Below are 15,139 nucleotides of genomic sequence, written 5' to 3' on the forward strand. Positions count from 1 at the left end.
GCAACCACTAGGATAGTCAGTCATAAGAATGTAATTCTTTAACCGCGACAATTTTGCCCATCTTATTGTAATTCTATGATTAAGAAAACTTACAAGCTTACGCAAATAGAAAAGGTAGCCCAACAAATCGTCGGGCAGGCCACGTCCAAGACCCTGTGTTTTTACGCCTCCATGGGTGCCGGGAAGACTACTTTAATCAAGGCGATACTTCAGGAATTGGGTGCGACGGACACCGGACACAGTCCTACTTTCGGGATTGTTAACGAATACCACGATCAGAACGGTGAGCTGCTCGCCTATCATTTTGACTTTTATCGGTTAGAGGACGAGATGGAAGCTTTGGATATGGGCCTGGATGATTATTTGAACAAAGATGTTTGGATCTTTATCGAATGGCCGGAGAAAATCTCATCTTTCCTTCCTGATGATGCTACCGAAATACGAATTGAAATTATCGGCCAAGAAACAAGACATTTAGATATTGGACGGTAGCCCTTATCGAAACCGACTAGCCAAAGTAGTTTTGAGCGCTTCTTAATCAGTAAACTTACCGTCTAGACCGCCTTATTTTTTATTGTCCACTTTTCGATGAACGGAGAACTTTTCGACGAAATGAGCTATTTTTCAGATAAAATGTCAGATTTTATGGACAAAAAGTATGTTTGCAAAGTACATTTTATCTATTTTTGTACATATAACTAAATAATTAACCAAAAACCCCATTATGAAAAAAGTCGTATTCGGCCTTATGGCATGTGCAACCCTTTCAATCGTATCCTGTGAAACTGCGGACACCGCTTCAGATGATCAGTTGTATGAGCATGGTGTTGACAAGACCCAGTTGATCAACGGTGACAAGAAGAACAGCTTCGTGGACAAGACCCAGTTGATCAACGGTGACAAGAAGAACAGCTTCGTGGACAAGACCCAGTTGATCAACGGTGACAAAAAGAGTTTTGTTGACAAAACTCAGTTAATCAACGGGGACAAGAAACGGGGCAAGTAGTATTTCTCGTAAGTTTTTTTAGAGGGCAATCATAAATTGCCCTTTTTTTCGTTAACATTCTATCGGTTTCACTTATTTAAGTAATTGCTGGAATGAAAATTGAGTCTAAAGAAATAAGAATTAAATTTAAAAAGAGGATTGTACTGGAGTCCTTCGTTGCGATTTTAATCCTTGTTTCGCCATTTGTCTTCAAACTTCACGAATTTGTATCAAGCAATCCAAATGCTACAATCGATGTTTTGGGCATTACTATAACCAAAAATGGTTTTCCGAATATCAATGTCTATGTTTGGTTTTTGTTGGGGAAACTCGTTCCCCTTTACCTCTTATTGATTTGGTTTTTAACCTGTAGGCATTGGTGGTATCACATCATCTTGATTCCCATTTTAATGTATGGGTTTCAAATTTTCGAAGGAGTGATTTCCGATGATAATTTCATTGATACCGACAACATTCTATGGCTCCTACCGTTTTGTATGATCCTTGTGCCCGTCGTTTATTTTATCCGAATCAAACTATACGACAAATACGTCCACGGCATTGATTTAGAGGCCATGGAAGACGAACTTAGAAAACTAAAGGAAAAACAGGATAATGATCATGAGGATTCCAAAACCGGATCCACAAGTACTACCTCAACCATATCCACCAGCGATACACGGGAAAACCTGATTACCAAATCTTCTGCACAAACCCCTTCCCCTTCAACTTCGATAACATCCGAAGAAACTGGCTATAAATCCTTTTCGGAAAAAATCAACGAAAAGCTTTCTACCCGTAAACTGGAATCCCAATTCAAGCAGTTGCAGAATCAGTTGAGCGATTGGAGCCACTAACGATAATAGGTACAATAGGGTAGGCTTCGCGTAACAGAAGATTATAGCAATTGTTCGTTTGCCATCGAACGCTTTAAGCTATCACGATCAATAGGGGTGCTCATATCGCATCCTTCCTCTCGCTTCCATTTTTCGATATGTAGTATTCCTCAAAAAATTGTAATTTTACTTTCCAACGCAGGCCTTTGATCAATAATTATCAATCTTGGGCACTGACAATGGGTACCGCGATCAAGAGTTTCACCGATTTTCAATCATACTACTGGAACATTCAATTCTATGAACCAAACTGCCAGTCCCTTTAGCAAACAACAATTAATTCCGCAAGAGGAGACTTTGGAAGTCTTTAAGCAAAAAAGCGAGCTGTTCATAGGTCTTCCTAAAGAAAATCATTATCAGGAACAACGGATCTGCCTTACTCCCGATGCCGTTCAGGCCATCACCTCGAACGGTCACCGGGTGCTGATCGAGGCGGGCGCGGGCGAAGGCGCCCATTTTTCCGATCTCGATTATACCGATGCGGGGGCTGAAATTACAAGAGACACTAAAAAGGTATTCTCCTGTCCCTTACTGCTCAAGGTCGAGCCGCCCACCCTTTCGGAAATCGAAATGATAAACCCGCAAGCCACCATCATATCCGCCCTACAGCTCAAGACCCAGAACAAAACGTATTTTGAAAAAATGGCCAAAAAGAGGGTTACCGCAGTGGCCTTCGAATATATACGTGATCGTGACGGAAAATATCCTGCCGTACGTTCCCTAAGCGAGATAGCGGGAATTTCATCGGTGCTGATCGCAGCTGAGACCATGTCGGCCACCAATGATGGGAAGGGTCTCATGTTCGGTAATATCAGCGGTGTGCCTCCGGTTGAAGTTGTCATAATAGGTGCCGGCACGGTGGGGGAATTTGCGGCCAGATCCGCATTGGGCCTAGGCGCAAACGTCAAGATATTCGATAATTCGTTGACCATGTTGAGAAACCTGCAGGCCAACTTGCGTCAGACCGTCTATACCTCTACCCTGCAGCCTAAAAATCTCTTGAAAGCCCTACGCCGCTGTGATGTGGCCATCGGTGCCATGCGTGGAAAGGATCGAACGCCCGTCATAGTGGATAAGACGATGGTCGAAAAAATGAAAAAAGGGGCAGTCATCGTCGATGTCAGTATCGATATGGGAGGCTGTTTCGAGACTAGTGAGATAACAACACACAACAAACCTACCATGGAGAAATATGGAGTGATTCACTATGGGGTTCCCAATATCCCCTCCCGCTATCCGAAGACGGCTACCATCTCTATCAGTAATATCTTTACCCCCTATTTGCTGGAACTGGGTGAGAACGGGGGACTCGAAAACTCACTTCGTTTTGACAAAGGCCTGCGAAACGGACTCTACATGTACCACGGGATTCTCACCAACAAGACCGTTGGCGAATGGTTCGACCTGCAGTACAGCGATATCAATTTCTTGATTTTTTAAAAAAAAGGAGGCCATAGCAGCCTCCCGTTTTTAAAAATGTGCGTGATCGGAAGCACTAAATCACCCAATCGTTCGTATGCATTCCTCCCCCGCAGGACATTTCCTTGGCAGAAAGTGTAAAAGTTTCCGTCAGTGGATTTTTTCCCGTCGAGTCAAAATTTTCTTTGTATTTGACCATGTAGGCCTCGGTCAATTTGAGTTCTTTAAGGGTGGCGTCAGTGTCCCTTTTGGCAAAGACAACGCTACCGTCCTTTTTTCCGAAATTATCGGTCATCAACTCAAAAAGAGCCGTATCGCCGGTAGATTCCACGGTAAGGGTCACTCTACCGCCCCGTGTTACGGAGGAGGGTCTTCCGGTCGGATCTACTTCTTGGTTCAGGTCATAGGAGCAATGAAGCACTTTGTACTCCTTTCCTCCTAGTTTCAACTTGGTTTTAAAAGACATAATGCAATGGTTTTGTGGCAAATACTGCCGGATTAAATATATATAACGTCATAAAAGACAATTCTAAATTATTAAATTGGCATAAGAGAATTCTTTCTTTTCGATAAGCTGCCAAATTCTGATCCCATTTTCGACAAACGGCCTTAAACCTTCTCTTTCATCGATGTTTCGAGCGGTCATTTACCTCTAAATGTAAGAACGGACGAGAACAAAATTTGTTTATTTTAAAGCCGGGCTACCCATATTTACATTATTTAAAACAGTCGCTTTGCAGGAGCCCCAATCTCAAAACTTCTTCCAAAACAATCCCTTCCTGGTTCGCATATCAACGGTCATACTCTTGACGCAGCCCGTTTTTTTATCGCGTACCAACTTGATGCCGTTCAGTTCGAGCTTGACATCCCTTATTGTGTTAAAGAATTCGCTTACGGTAAACCGATCCCCTGTCTTGTTAAAAACTGGTATATTGCTGTAGCAGAAATAATTGCGGATAGTGGTATCGTCTATTCTTCGGTTGGAATAGTCCGCACAGAGCTGTTGTAACTGGTGTTCCGAAACATCGATACGGTTTATTTTTTCCGCTTCTTTTCTTCTTTTTTCTTTTTCCTCTTTTCGGCTTTCGGCGATAGGTTTATCAATAATTTGCTGCCTTAAAACGGTTTCTATCGGGTCGGTCCTACGCATAATATTTCTTGCTTTGCGTTTCTTTTCGACCGGCAAAACGGTAATACGCTGCTTGGCCTCATGTAAGCGGTCATCGTTTACTACAAGCAAAACCGTCTTTTCGCCCGGTTGCTTATAAGTGTACTGCACTACTCGGTCTCTCCCGTCAATATCCGTGGTTTCCCCGAAACTCCATTGCCACTCTTTGGCAAACTTGGAGTCGTTGGCAAATTCGACCTGATCTCCTACCCGCACGTATTTTGGCAGTATGATGTTGGGAATCAACTCGGGATCCTTACGAATTCTTTGTTTCTCGATTACGATATCCTTAGTGGCCATACACTGGCCGTTCATCCGTAGCGAAATCGTGTATTTTCCAGGTTGGGCAAACCGATGCACTACATCGGAGCGATGTGCCGTAGCAGTGCTGTCACCGAAATTCCACTGCCACTCTACTCCCGAGATGTCGGTACTCTTGAACTCGATAAGGTCTTCTACCGTATAAGATTCGGAGACCACTTCAAAGCCGACATCGGAACAATCGACACTAGAGTTTATCTTGAACGATAATAACGTCAATGCGACCAAAAAGAATACTAAAAAAGTAATATATACGTTTCGGTCAAAGTGGGATTTTGTTTTATAAAATCGTTTATGGGCCATGAAATTAAAACTAATGTTTCTTCTTGTTATTGTACTTTCAGGTTCATGTGCAAAAAAAAACTATAAAAAGACAGATTATTCCTATTATAAACGAGAGATCACCAAGCTTAGGAATTCCGAGAAAAAAAACATCCGACCACAAAAGGAAACAAGCTCCGGTCCGGTAACCGATGCATCCGCCAGAATACAATATCTAAGTCCGGAAGAAAAAAAGAAATTCGCGACCTTGTTGCGGATTTCGGAGGACTCCCTAACCAACGAAAAACTATACGCAGCGATAACCAAATGGTTGGAGACTCCCTATCGATGGGGCGGCACATCGCCTGACGGGGTGGATTGCTCTTCGTTAACGCAACAGATCTATGAGGAAGTCTATGACAAGGAGATTCCCCGAACCTCGTTGCAGCAGTTCTATTTCGACACCCGGGCCCAGTTCAAAAACCAAGACTATTTAAAGGAAGGGGATCTGGTATTTTTCAGACTACGCTTCCAGGATGAAATTGTATCCCACGTGGGCATATACCTCCAAAATGGGAAATTTTTGGGTTCTAACTCCCCCCGCGGCGTTGAAATCACTGATTTGGATACCCCGTATTGGCAAGATAAATATGTGGCCAGTGCCAGGCTGTTGAAGTAATGCGAAGCCGAATATCCTGAAGTGCCACGCATCAAAGGTCAATGCCCTCGTTAGAACGGACATATACCAATGGAAAATGAACCAGTACTTCGAATCGTAACTAAAAAATGAAACAAAAAAATTGCAATCCTCCGATTCGACAACAGGTACTTGAACTGGGTTTCGATCTAAAGGCTGAACTCTTTGCTGCCCGTCTTATGGAGAACGAAGTGGACTTAAACCTTAACATGACCGATTATTTTAAACGCGGTTTTAGTAAAGACATCACCCATATCGAGGAAGCCAACGAAGACAACAAAGTTGAAGTTCACCTCAGCCGCCGCAGTTTCTATGACATCTTTCCTGAGCGGTTTTTCCATTCCCCAAACGGCAGCACCACTTTAGTAAAGACCATGGTCGCCAATTATAAAAATCGAAAACTGGAGGAAGAACAGGTGCGGAAATTTTTCAAGCCGCTGGAAACGGAATTTTTTCTACATAGGGTTGCCATCGAAAATGAAGAAGACCAGATCTTTCGGTCGCTTGACGGTACTGCCCTCGCCGAACTCCTCCGTACTCTTTGGAAGCTCGATACTCGAATTCCTGAAAAAACTGCTGTGAAAATTATAAAGACAATGCCCCTTTTGTACAAGATTGCAGGCAATTTACCGTTGATACAAAAGGTATTGGAAAATATTATCGATGAAGAAGTTACTGTAGGGCAGGAGTATGCCTGTGTCGCGCATCAACCTGAAGATGCCCCGTGGCAGCTGGGTGTTAACATGGCGATATCGGGACCATCGCAGAGCTTTCTTCCAAAGTATAGGTTTACTATGACTGAGATCTCACGGCCCGAAGCCATTGAAGACTATCTGCCGGACGGAAAAATAAGCGCAGCTGTCCGATTTTTTCTAGAACACACCCTGCCTTTCGAAAGTGAATTTGAAATCGATTTTACAATCCCAGAAGCAAAAAGACAATTTACACTTGGCAGTAAAGTCTACGAAGGCAGGCTCGATATTTCGTCTACAATTTAACCTATTATGAGTACAAATTATTTTGCAAAATACATCGGTTTCGAAACCCTTGTGCCCTTGATGGCCACTTTGTCCGTCGTGTTCGTCGCGTTGCGCCTGATGGCATCGAACACGCCAGGCTTCAAAAAACAACAAAAAAAATTCTACTTCTACCTACTTATCCAACTAGCGGTGATGGCTTTTATGGCAGCGATTGCATATAACCTCCGCCAATCGACGGTCATATTCCGACATATAACGCTATTGGGCTGTGCCCTTATCATGGGTGCCCTTCACGTTTATTTTTTCCAGATAGCGTTTACCAGGTTCGATGACCACAACAGGTTTAAGGAAATTGTGTTCTCCGTCATTACTTCGATAATCTTGATCGTGCCCGTCATCGTGATAAGTTCATATTTCGAAGATCTGGAATTCTTACTTTATTACATTTTAATAATGGCTGCTTTCGTTCTTCCCACCAGCTTTTTCATCCTCTTTAACTATGCTATTTCCATCCCTGTAAAATTGTATTCCCAATGGTATTATCCCTTGGGAAATAAATACGATATCCCGAAACACTACGAACTGAAGAACATGATGGTTCTCAACTTTATGTTCCATAAGAATACTAAGGAGGCACATATGACGAGTTTTAAGGCGAAAGCTCCCAAGGATATGGCATTCGGACGCTTATTCTTTTTCTTTATTAACGATTACAACGATAAAAAAGCGACTAAAATAGAAATGACGGAAGATTCGGGCAATCCTTACGGATGGTATTTCTATATCAAACCCAAGTGGTACGCGGCATCAAAACATATCGATTCTGAGCTGAGCGTGGTGAAAAATAATTTACAGGATGGGGATGTCGTAATCTGCCAGAGGATTTAATGGTGGAAGGTTTAGCAGGTTCAAAACTGTCTGAATACCAATTTAAGCAGATAATGGCAATCAACGGATTCCAAAATTCGGAGGACGACCTTGCCGGCGGAAAAAGAAGTCCTGAGGCCCGTAGCATGATGTTAGTAGCAACAAACTCGGATATAGGGTAGGTACGACGTTAGCGGATGAGCTATTATTCAAAGCAAAAATTATCAGCGTCGACTCGGGAAAGCCCACGAGGTATTCGTTGAGAAAAACATTAGAGTTTCGAGGCAAATCCCGGTTATCGAGTAAAAAACGGTGAATAGTAGTCCTTGTACAAATTTGAAGCCAAGCGGAAGCCCTAGTAATACCAACGAAAAAAACCACAGCATGACCATGGATAATACTAATTTCAAAATCAACTGGATCGATGGGATGAAAATCACTAAAGAACATTTTCAAGACCTTCAAAATTATACTGAAAATGGAATCAAGAATGCTTTGGTAAACCGAAAGAGCCGCTTTGATTACGGCATTTCTCGTCCCCGGCTACGTGCGGGGAGCAACTTCAGCATCACCCTCGACACCCACAAGAATCTAAAAATATCTATCAAAAGGCTCTTGGCGACGACACCCGATGGCAACAGAATAGCCATTTCCGACCGAACTCCAACGGTAGATGATGATATTGCCATTACCGATCTGGTAAAAAATAAGAGTGAAAGGGGATTTCTAATGCTCAATCTCGATGCCCAACATCCTGTAGCCTTTGGTGAACCCGATCCCAAAGAAGTGCCCCCCCGACTTCCGTTTCTTGCCGACGGATATTTTTTCTCGTATGTGGATGCGGAAGAACTCGGAAAAATGGGAGTCATGGGTAACCAATTACCCATCGCCAAAATCGAAAATGATGGCCAAAATCTTTCCTCCACGTCCGACTATATTCCACCTTGCACGAGTGTGGATGCCAATGATAAATTGATTGCTTTCTATGACCGTACCGACGCTTTCCTAAAAAAGGCGGAACAGGACGTCATTGCGATAGCGAGAAAAATCAAAGCAAGGCAAAACGAAAATCCCATTGCCGATGCGATGTTTATGCCGGTGGACAAGAGCTACAGTTACCTTGCCCAACAAATCACCAATGTTAAATGGAAGCAATACGAGATGCATCCTAGAGACCTTCTGGAAATCGTGGTGACTTTTGCCCGTCTTTTCAAAGGTTCTATCGATATGTCATCCCCTGAGGACAAAGAACAGCTGTTCAATTATTTTGGGGATTGGACGGATTTGAAAGGAGGGGACTATGAAAAGACGTTCAACAACATCATCAACCTCAAGTACGATCATTTGGATGTAAATGACAACATTAAGTCCGTCACCAATTTTATGAATACCATAGGTGCCTTGCTCAACGTGCTCACCCAAGTGGATTATATCGGGCAACGCCGAGATATGGGCATTTTCGTCAACGAGAATAAGGTCATGGGAAATTCGGGTACGTCGGATACTTCGAATACCGCCGCAGGGACGTCCTTTTTGGCCGAATAAGACGTGTTTAACATTTAATTTCTGAGCAAATGGAAATATTGAACAAAAAAGAAAGAACCAAAGCCTTTCTCCTTTTTCTACTGATGTTCGCCGTTACCGTCGGCCTACTTTTTACCGCATTTTTCTTTAGCTACAAACTGCCGTGGAAAGAGAACAGGATGCTACGGGCCGAGAACCAGAAAATACAGTACGAGTTCCGCTACCAGAAGAAATTTATCGAAGAACTGGAAGAAGTCGATAAACTTATCGATTCCCTTGAAAACACCCCTGAAGGCTATGTTTTTCTGGAGCAGAACATCAACGCCAATCTAATCGGTTTAAAAAGTGGAATTCCAAGGGATTCCCTCGATGACATGGGTATGTACGAAAACCTGATCCTGACCTATAAAAAACTCATGGATGCGAAGCGCGACCTCAAACAAGTGGAAAATGCCAAGAATGAAATCGATGAGCTCAACGAGCAGCTGAACGCATCGGAAAAAGAAATCGCCCAACTTGAGAAGGCCTTGGAGCTATCGCAACGGCTTAGAAATTAGTCCGTTTAGGAGCACCCGGCACTACGTCGACCGACCAAACCGTAAATCAGCAACCACCAAACCGAAAACCAGCCACCGGTAAACCATCAACCGGCAATCGACAACCAGTAGCAAGCAATCAACAACCGGCAAACCCTCAACCGTCAACCATCAACTATCAACTGTCAACTTGCAACCTACAACCGGTAACTGGCAATCAAAAACCGACATTCCCCAAATGAACCAAGAAGTAGAAAAAGCCGTTCACATCGCGACCCAGCTCGCGGAAGACTACCACCACGAAAGTTTCGGTCCACCGCATTTGATGAAGGCCTTATTGAATCGGGACTTGTCTCTTTTACGGCAGTTACACGATAGGGGTATCGATGTTTATTTTATCGAGGACTGGGCGGATGTGAATTTGGAACGCTATCCGAAAGGATCCGGCCGATACCAAAAAGTCCGAACGAGTTCGGAGGCCGAGACCGTTTTTACCGAGGCGGGGAACATCCAAGAAAAACTGAACAAAGAGGACGTCGACCTCATTTGTCTTTTTATTTCTGCGATAACCCCTGGGGTGGGGTTTAGCTTCGACCAATTGAAGGCCCTGCCGGTCGGTATCACAGAACTTCTTGACAATCTGATGGGAGACGTAAGGTCCGGGTCCAAAGTAGGTACAGGCACAAGTAAGACCCACTCGATTATGAATACCGGCACGACGGACCGTCTAAAAAAATATACCGTGGATTTGCTGTCCGAAGCAAAAAATGGAGCATATGACATAATCGTCGACCGAAATCGGGAACTAAAACTGATTTCGGAAATTCTCAGTCGGAAGTCCAAACCCAACGTCATCGTACATGGGGAATCCGGCGTCGGCAAGACCCTGCTGATCCAAAACTTGGTCCGTGAAATACACTCCGGCAAGGTTGTGGACACCTTAAGGGATATTAACTTTCTGGAAATCGACACCTCTGCCCTACTCTCGGGGGCATCTTACAAAGGGGAAGTAGAAGACCGCCTGCAACAAATCTTCAAAGAGGCCAAGACGCTGCAAAAGCCGATTCTTTATATCGATGATATCCATTCCCTTTTACAGGACGTCTCTGCCAGTCAAGGTATCATCAACCTCATTAAATCGGAATTGAACAAGGGCGAGGTAATTCTGATCGGAACGACGACTTCGGACAGCTATCGCAAATATATTGCCGTTGACACTGCGCTCGACCGGCGTTTTGAATCGGTCATGCTTGAGGAACCGGACCATGAGACGACCTTCAGGATATTGAAGAGCGTGGGGCGCATCTACACAGAACATCACGGCCTAGAAATTGACGAGGTCACGCTTCGGGAATCCATCCGTCTCTCAAAACGTTACCTTCAGGAAAAATGTTTACCGGATTCGGCGGTGGACCTGATCGATCGTACCATGGCCGCCATCAAGGTTTCAAAACAATCCCTTCCGAGCGATATAGAGACCCTGCAAGCGGAAATCGATGACCTTGAAAAGAAGTCCGGGAATCTTTCGGAAGAAGAAAGAAACCAAGAAATCGATTGGTTGTATATGGCAGCAAAGAACCGGCTGAGTACCCTTATTCTTGGAAAATTCGATTCCGAAGATGGATTCCGCCTCCCCGATTACGACCAGAAAAAAAAGCATCTCGAGTCTTTGTTGACTTCCGTTGGGGAACATGCTCAGGACGACCGTACTGATATCGACGGGACCGATCTGGCGGCCATGGTCTCCAATATTACCGGTATCCCCGTCGGAAAGGTACAGATTCAGGAGCGCGAACGGTTAATGGACATGGAAAGTACGCTTAAGAAAAGGGTCATCGGGCAGGACCATGCGGTTCAGACCGTAGCAGAGGCCATCATCGAATCCCGGTCCGGGCTCTCGAAGGCGGGCCAGCCCATCGGATCCTTTTTTTTCTCCGGTCCGACCGGAACGGGAAAGACCGAACTGGCGAAATCGCTGGCCGAGTTTTTGTTCAACGACGAATCCGCCATCCTGCGCTTCGACATGTCCGAATTCAAAGAAGAGCATTCCGCTGCCCTGTTGTATGGAGCGCCCCCTGGCTACGTCGGGTATGAAGAGGGCGGGGTTTTGGTCAATAAAATACGACAGAAGCCCTATTCCATCGTATTGTTCGACGAGATCGAAAAGGCACACCAGTCCGTTTTCGATGTGTTCCTACAGATTTTGGACGAAGGCAAGCTCAGCGACCGATTGGGCAAGGTTGGTGATTTTTCCAACGCCGTTGTCCTATTTACCTCGAATATCGGCTCCGAATCCATCGCCAAATCCATCGAAGACGGAAAAACGCCGCTGTCGGACGAACTGATGAAGGCTTTGGCCACCTATTTCAGGCCTGAATTTTTGGGCCGTATCACCGAAATCGTGCCCTTTGCCCCAATATCAAGAGACAGTGCGCCCATAATCTTCGACCTGCACCTTAAAAAGGAGCTGTTGACGCTGACCGAACGATTGAACATCACCTTGGAAATCGATAAAAAGACCAGGGACCATCTTGCGTTGGACGGTTTTTCGCCGACTTATGGCGTACGGCCGTTGAAAGCGGTCATCCGCAACAAGCTTAAAAGACCCTTGTCCAAAATGATTATTTCCGGAGCGATCCAAGCCCCGCAGACTGTCAAAATAGGACTGGAAAGCGACGCAGTCGTTTTTACGGTGGCCCAGAAAAAACAATCAAAAAAAACCCGGGTTCGGGATGACGGCAGCCGGGTGGCAGAAGATGGAAGTACACATACACGATGTGTGAAAGCTACTAACAATGAAAGGACGGAAGAAAGAAAGGGAAAAAGGGATCTGTTGTGAATTGGGAACGGACAATGTTCTTAGAATACATCCTGTGGGTTTCGGGTAACGGTCGACGGAAGACATGCGATATTTCGTCCCCACCTCGACATAACCTTGAGCTTTTAATCTTGAACGTTGACCCTTGACCTTAAAATCTTAAACGTTGAAATATGGCAAAACCCTACTACCAAGTCCCATTCGATTTTACACGGTTTTTTAAAAAAAAGGAACTGAAGAAATTGACATTGCGCGATAGCATCTCGCAGTTCATCAGCGTCATCATAACCACCTATCTCGAAGAATACTCCAACGACGAAAAATTCGGCAGCGAAATTTGGGAAACCGATTTCGACCTTCTCGTCAATGCGAACGTACTCAAAGAACGCATCAAATATTCCCTAAAGAACCAGATCAGTACCTACGAAAAAAGATTGGACTACATTGACCTCGACGTGGAGTTGATGGAAAGCCTTTCGGAAAAATCGCAAAATGTACGCTTGAAGAAATACCTTTACATTACCATCACCGGCACAATAATCAAGACCGACGAGCCGTTCCGTTTTACGGGGGATTATTATTTGGCGCCGTTATCCTATAAATAGGTCGGTGGTCTGTAGTCAGTAGTCGTTAGACGTTAGACGTTAGACGTAGGATAAAGGACGAAAGGAAGAAGGAAGAAGGAAGAAAAGACGTCGGGCGCTGGGCTTAAGGGTTGAAAGTAGGATAAAGGACAGAGACATGAAAAAGGATGAACGTCAGTCGTCAGTCGTCAGTCGTCAGTCGAAAAATAAACTTGAATGGATACCTTAACAAAAGAAGAGATTAAAGACCGTTTGATACGCCGGGCGGCACAGGACTGGGGCGTCGATGAAATGGAAATCGAATCTTCTTTCGACCCGATTGCGAGTCTTCTTTTCGATGCTTGCGCCCATGAATTCGAACGCCTATCCAACGCCATCAAATCCAGTCGAACCCAAGTGACCGAACGCCTGGTCGATCTCTTGACCCCCGAGATTTCCGTGACCGCAAAACCGGCCCATGCCGTGATGCATGCCCTTCCCCTGGATGCGCATGTGGTTATCAACGAGCACAGCCAATTCTACCATCGAAAGCGAACACCCATATTCACGAACATGGACAAAAACGGCTTTGAGGATATTTACTTCTGTCCGGCAGGGGAATTCAAACTCAACAATTGTGATTTGAGTTATATCGCCTCTCCGGCCAAGGTGCTGCAATACGGCAACCAACAGAACCTTCCTTTCTTGGCCGAAAAGGATTTCAGCGGTACTCCTGAAAATAATTGCATCTATCTGGCCATCCGTCCGGGAAAAGGTGTCAAGAACATCGATCAGCTCCTATGTTATTTTGACCTGCTCAATTTTTCCCACAAACAAGTATTGGCACATCACATCGGAATCGCCCATTGGTCCCTCAACGGGGAAACCCTTCAAATAAAGAAAGGATACAATGACAAGGGGAATAACAGTGACGACATCAGTAAGTACGTCAACAAGTCCATCTCCACTAAAATGCATTTTTATGAAAACTATGTAAAGAAGTTTTACGACCAACACTTTTATACCATTGAAAGTCCCTTGGAAGTCAATAAAAATGTAAAGAAATATCCAGAAGCTTTCACGGAATTCTTGACCGACAAGCAGCTAAAGGAGTTCGAAGAGCCCCTGCTATGGATCAAAATCGAATTTTATACCCCCGTACCCCCCGCCATGCTCGAGCATTTACATTGCCATATCAACTGCTTTCCAGTGCTCAATAAAAAATCGCTCAGCTCGAACAAACGTCTTCAGCCCTTTTTCAATATCCTGCCTCTAGAAACAGGGGAGGATTACTTTTTCGATATCCAATCGATCGTCGGAGACTCGGGCACCACCTATTTTCAACGGAGCGGCAATCGTAAAGACGATGGGCAAACGCAGGCCTACCTGCGTTTCGGTGGAGTCGCCAAGTTCGATGAGCGCGATTCGTCCGAGCTCTTGAACTATACCCTCGACTTGTTGAAGGAAGACTGTGTGGCCTTTACTGCCCTGGGAGATAGTAAAATCGAGAACAATCTAAAAGAATTGAAAAAAATCATGTCCCGTATCGGGCAGCAGGTCGAATTAAACCAAAATATCAAACATCGGATGCCCTATCTGATTATAACCGGAAACAGGCTCGAGAACAATCGGGATGGACATGTTTTTGTGGATTTCTGGACGACCGCTGGAAAAAAGGCCAACAAAATCAATCCCTACGTAAAAATGAACGCCGATCGCGGCATGGCCTTTCAGCCCGATTCCCTCACCTTGATTACTGGGTCCATAGGCGGGGAGAACGAGCCGTCACCCAGCGAGAAAATTTATGCCTATCGTGAGAATGTCCTTTCCAGAGGGAGAATAGTTACTCGACAGGATATTGTGCACTACTGTTTCGGAATTTACAGGGACAGTATCACGAACGTAACCGTGGACCAGGGAGTTGTGGTATCGCAGGAACTGGGCGTTGGCTATACGCCTACAACGGATATCCATCTATTAAGGAATCCCAATTCCGAGTATCGCGTGGAGGATTGGGATCATCTGAAAAAAGAGCTGCTGATCGGACTGCGCGAACGCTCTGCCAACGTACTACCGTTTCGGGTCTTTTACAGCGAGGATTGAA

14 protein-coding genes are annotated in these 15,139 nt (G+C 44.7%); 12 read left to right on the forward strand and 2 right to left on the reverse strand.

Annotated features, from left to right (window positions below; genetic code table 11):
* Positions 1 to 75: 75 nt before the first annotated feature.
* The 4 genes from tsaE (at position 76) to RQM65_RS18300 (ending at position 3,321) form a co-directional block, all read left to right on the forward strand.
* Positions 76 to 492: a tRNA (adenosine(37)-N6)-threonylcarbamoyltransferase complex ATPase subunit type 1 TsaE gene (tsaE, locus tag RQM65_RS18285; RefSeq protein ID WP_314017089.1), complete on the forward strand. Its 417-nt coding sequence runs from the start codon at positions 76 to 78 to the stop codon at positions 490 to 492.
* 232 nt (positions 493 to 724) lie between these two features.
* Positions 725 to 1,006 (forward strand): hypothetical protein, encoded by a 282-nt coding sequence (locus RQM65_RS18290; protein ID WP_314017091.1) that lies wholly within the window; start codon positions 725 to 727, stop codon positions 1,004 to 1,006.
* A 239-nt stretch (positions 1,007 to 1,245) separates the two neighbouring features.
* Positions 1,246 to 1,842: a hypothetical protein gene (locus RQM65_RS18295; RefSeq protein WP_314017092.1), complete on the forward strand. Its 597-nt coding sequence runs from the start codon at positions 1,246 to 1,248 to the stop codon at positions 1,840 to 1,842.
* A 279-nt stretch (positions 1,843 to 2,121) separates the two neighbouring features.
* Positions 2,122 to 3,321: an alanine dehydrogenase gene (locus tag RQM65_RS18300; RefSeq protein WP_314017094.1), complete on the forward strand. Its 1,200-nt coding sequence runs from the start codon at positions 2,122 to 2,124 to the stop codon at positions 3,319 to 3,321.
* A 55-nt stretch (positions 3,322 to 3,376) separates the two neighbouring features.
* On the opposite strand, the gene tssD is transcribed toward RQM65_RS18300, so the two are convergent.
* Together tssD and RQM65_RS18310 are read right to left on the reverse strand one after the other, a co-directional pair.
* Positions 3,377 to 3,766 carry a type VI secretion system tube protein TssD gene (tssD, locus tag RQM65_RS18305; RefSeq protein ID WP_314017095.1) on the reverse strand — a complete coding sequence of 130 codons (390 nt, stop codon included), beginning with the start codon at positions 3,764 to 3,766 and terminating at the stop codon, positions 3,377 to 3,379.
* Between the two features lie 285 nt (positions 3,767 to 4,051).
* Entirely contained in the window at positions 4,052 to 5,092 is a 1,041-nt protein-coding gene (locus tag RQM65_RS18310) for a PKD domain-containing protein (RefSeq protein WP_314017096.1), read from the reverse strand.
* Between RQM65_RS18310 and RQM65_RS18315 the strand changes: the two genes are divergently transcribed.
* The 8 genes from RQM65_RS18315 to RQM65_RS18350 all read left to right on the forward strand — a co-directional run bounded on the left by RQM65_RS18315 (position 5,091) and on the right by RQM65_RS18350 (position 15,138).
* Entirely contained in the window at positions 5,091 to 5,729 is a 639-nt protein-coding gene (locus RQM65_RS18315; RefSeq protein ID WP_314017098.1) for a C40 family peptidase, read from the forward strand. The genes RQM65_RS18310 and RQM65_RS18315 overlap by 2 nt on opposite strands.
* Positions 5,730 to 5,836: 107 nt before the next feature.
* Entirely contained in the window at positions 5,837 to 6,745 is a 909-nt protein-coding gene (locus tag RQM65_RS18320; RefSeq protein ID WP_314017099.1) for a hypothetical protein, read from the forward strand.
* A 6-nt stretch (positions 6,746 to 6,751) separates the two neighbouring features.
* Positions 6,752 to 7,615: a TssN family type VI secretion system protein gene (locus tag RQM65_RS18325; protein WP_314017101.1), complete on the forward strand. Its 864-nt coding sequence runs from the start codon at positions 6,752 to 6,754 to the stop codon at positions 7,613 to 7,615.
* A gap of 369 nt (positions 7,616 to 7,984) precedes the next feature.
* A complete protein-coding gene (locus RQM65_RS18330; RefSeq protein ID WP_314017102.1) occupies positions 7,985 to 9,139 on the forward strand; it encodes a hypothetical protein in 1,155 nt (384 codons plus the stop codon).
* Between the two features lie 29 nt (positions 9,140 to 9,168).
* The gene (tssO, locus tag RQM65_RS18335) at positions 9,169 to 9,675 is read left to right on the forward strand and encodes a type VI secretion system TssO (protein WP_314017104.1); all 507 of its coding nucleotides are present in this window, start codon (positions 9,169 to 9,171) and stop codon (positions 9,673 to 9,675) included.
* A gap of 217 nt (positions 9,676 to 9,892) precedes the next feature.
* Complete coding sequence (locus tag RQM65_RS18340) at positions 9,893 to 12,493, forward strand: ATP-dependent Clp protease ATP-binding subunit (RefSeq protein ID WP_314017106.1); 2,601 nt, start codon at positions 9,893 to 9,895, stop codon at positions 12,491 to 12,493.
* A gap of 152 nt (positions 12,494 to 12,645) precedes the next feature.
* Positions 12,646 to 13,077: a GPW/gp25 family protein gene (locus tag RQM65_RS18345; RefSeq protein ID WP_314017108.1), complete on the forward strand. Its 432-nt coding sequence runs from the start codon at positions 12,646 to 12,648 to the stop codon at positions 13,075 to 13,077.
* 195 nt (positions 13,078 to 13,272) lie between these two features.
* Positions 13,273 to 15,138, forward strand: a complete 1,866-nt coding sequence (locus RQM65_RS18350; RefSeq protein ID WP_314017109.1) for a hypothetical protein — start codon at positions 13,273 to 13,275, stop codon at positions 15,136 to 15,138.
* The last annotated feature ends 1 nt before the right edge of the window (position 15,139 follow it).

Source organism: Pricia mediterranea (assembly GCF_032248455.1).
Lineage (GTDB): Bacteria > Bacteroidota > Bacteroidia > Flavobacteriales > Flavobacteriaceae > Pricia > Pricia mediterranea.

Bases quoted from the DNA above. Each gene is read 5' to 3' on its own strand.
- RQM65_RS18315 (WP_314017098.1), top strand. From the start codon at position 5,091: ATGAAATTAAAACTAATGTTTCTTCTTGTTATTGTACTTTCAGGTTCA.
- RQM65_RS18320 (WP_314017099.1), top strand. From the start codon at position 5,837: ATGAAACAAAAAAATTGCAATCCTCCGATTCGACAACAGGTACTTGAA.
- tssO (WP_314017104.1), top strand. From the start codon at position 9,169: ATGGAAATATTGAACAAAAAAGAAAGAACCAAAGCCTTTCTCCTTTTT.
- RQM65_RS18300 (WP_314017094.1), top strand. From the start codon at position 2,122: ATGAACCAAACTGCCAGTCCCTTTAGCAAACAACAATTAATTCCGCAA.
- RQM65_RS18340 (WP_314017106.1), top strand. From the start codon at position 9,893: ATGAACCAAGAAGTAGAAAAAGCCGTTCACATCGCGACCCAGCTCGCG.
- tsaE (WP_314017089.1), top strand. From the start codon at position 76: ATGATTAAGAAAACTTACAAGCTTACGCAAATAGAAAAGGTAGCCCAA.
- RQM65_RS18310 (WP_314017096.1), bottom strand. From the start codon at position 5,092: ATGGCCCATAAACGATTTTATAAAACAAAATCCCACTTTGACCGAAAC.
- RQM65_RS18350 (WP_314017109.1), top strand. From the start codon at position 13,273: ATGGATACCTTAACAAAAGAAGAGATTAAAGACCGTTTGATACGCCGG.
- RQM65_RS18290 (WP_314017091.1), top strand. From the start codon at position 725: ATGAAAAAAGTCGTATTCGGCCTTATGGCATGTGCAACCCTTTCAATC.
- RQM65_RS18325 (WP_314017101.1), top strand. From the start codon at position 6,752: ATGAGTACAAATTATTTTGCAAAATACATCGGTTTCGAAACCCTTGTG.
- RQM65_RS18345 (WP_314017108.1), top strand. From the start codon at position 12,646: ATGGCAAAACCCTACTACCAAGTCCCATTCGATTTTACACGGTTTTTT.
- RQM65_RS18330 (WP_314017102.1), top strand. From the start codon at position 7,985: ATGGATAATACTAATTTCAAAATCAACTGGATCGATGGGATGAAAATC.
- tssD (WP_314017095.1), bottom strand. From the start codon at position 3,766: ATGTCTTTTAAAACCAAGTTGAAACTAGGAGGAAAGGAGTACAAAGTG.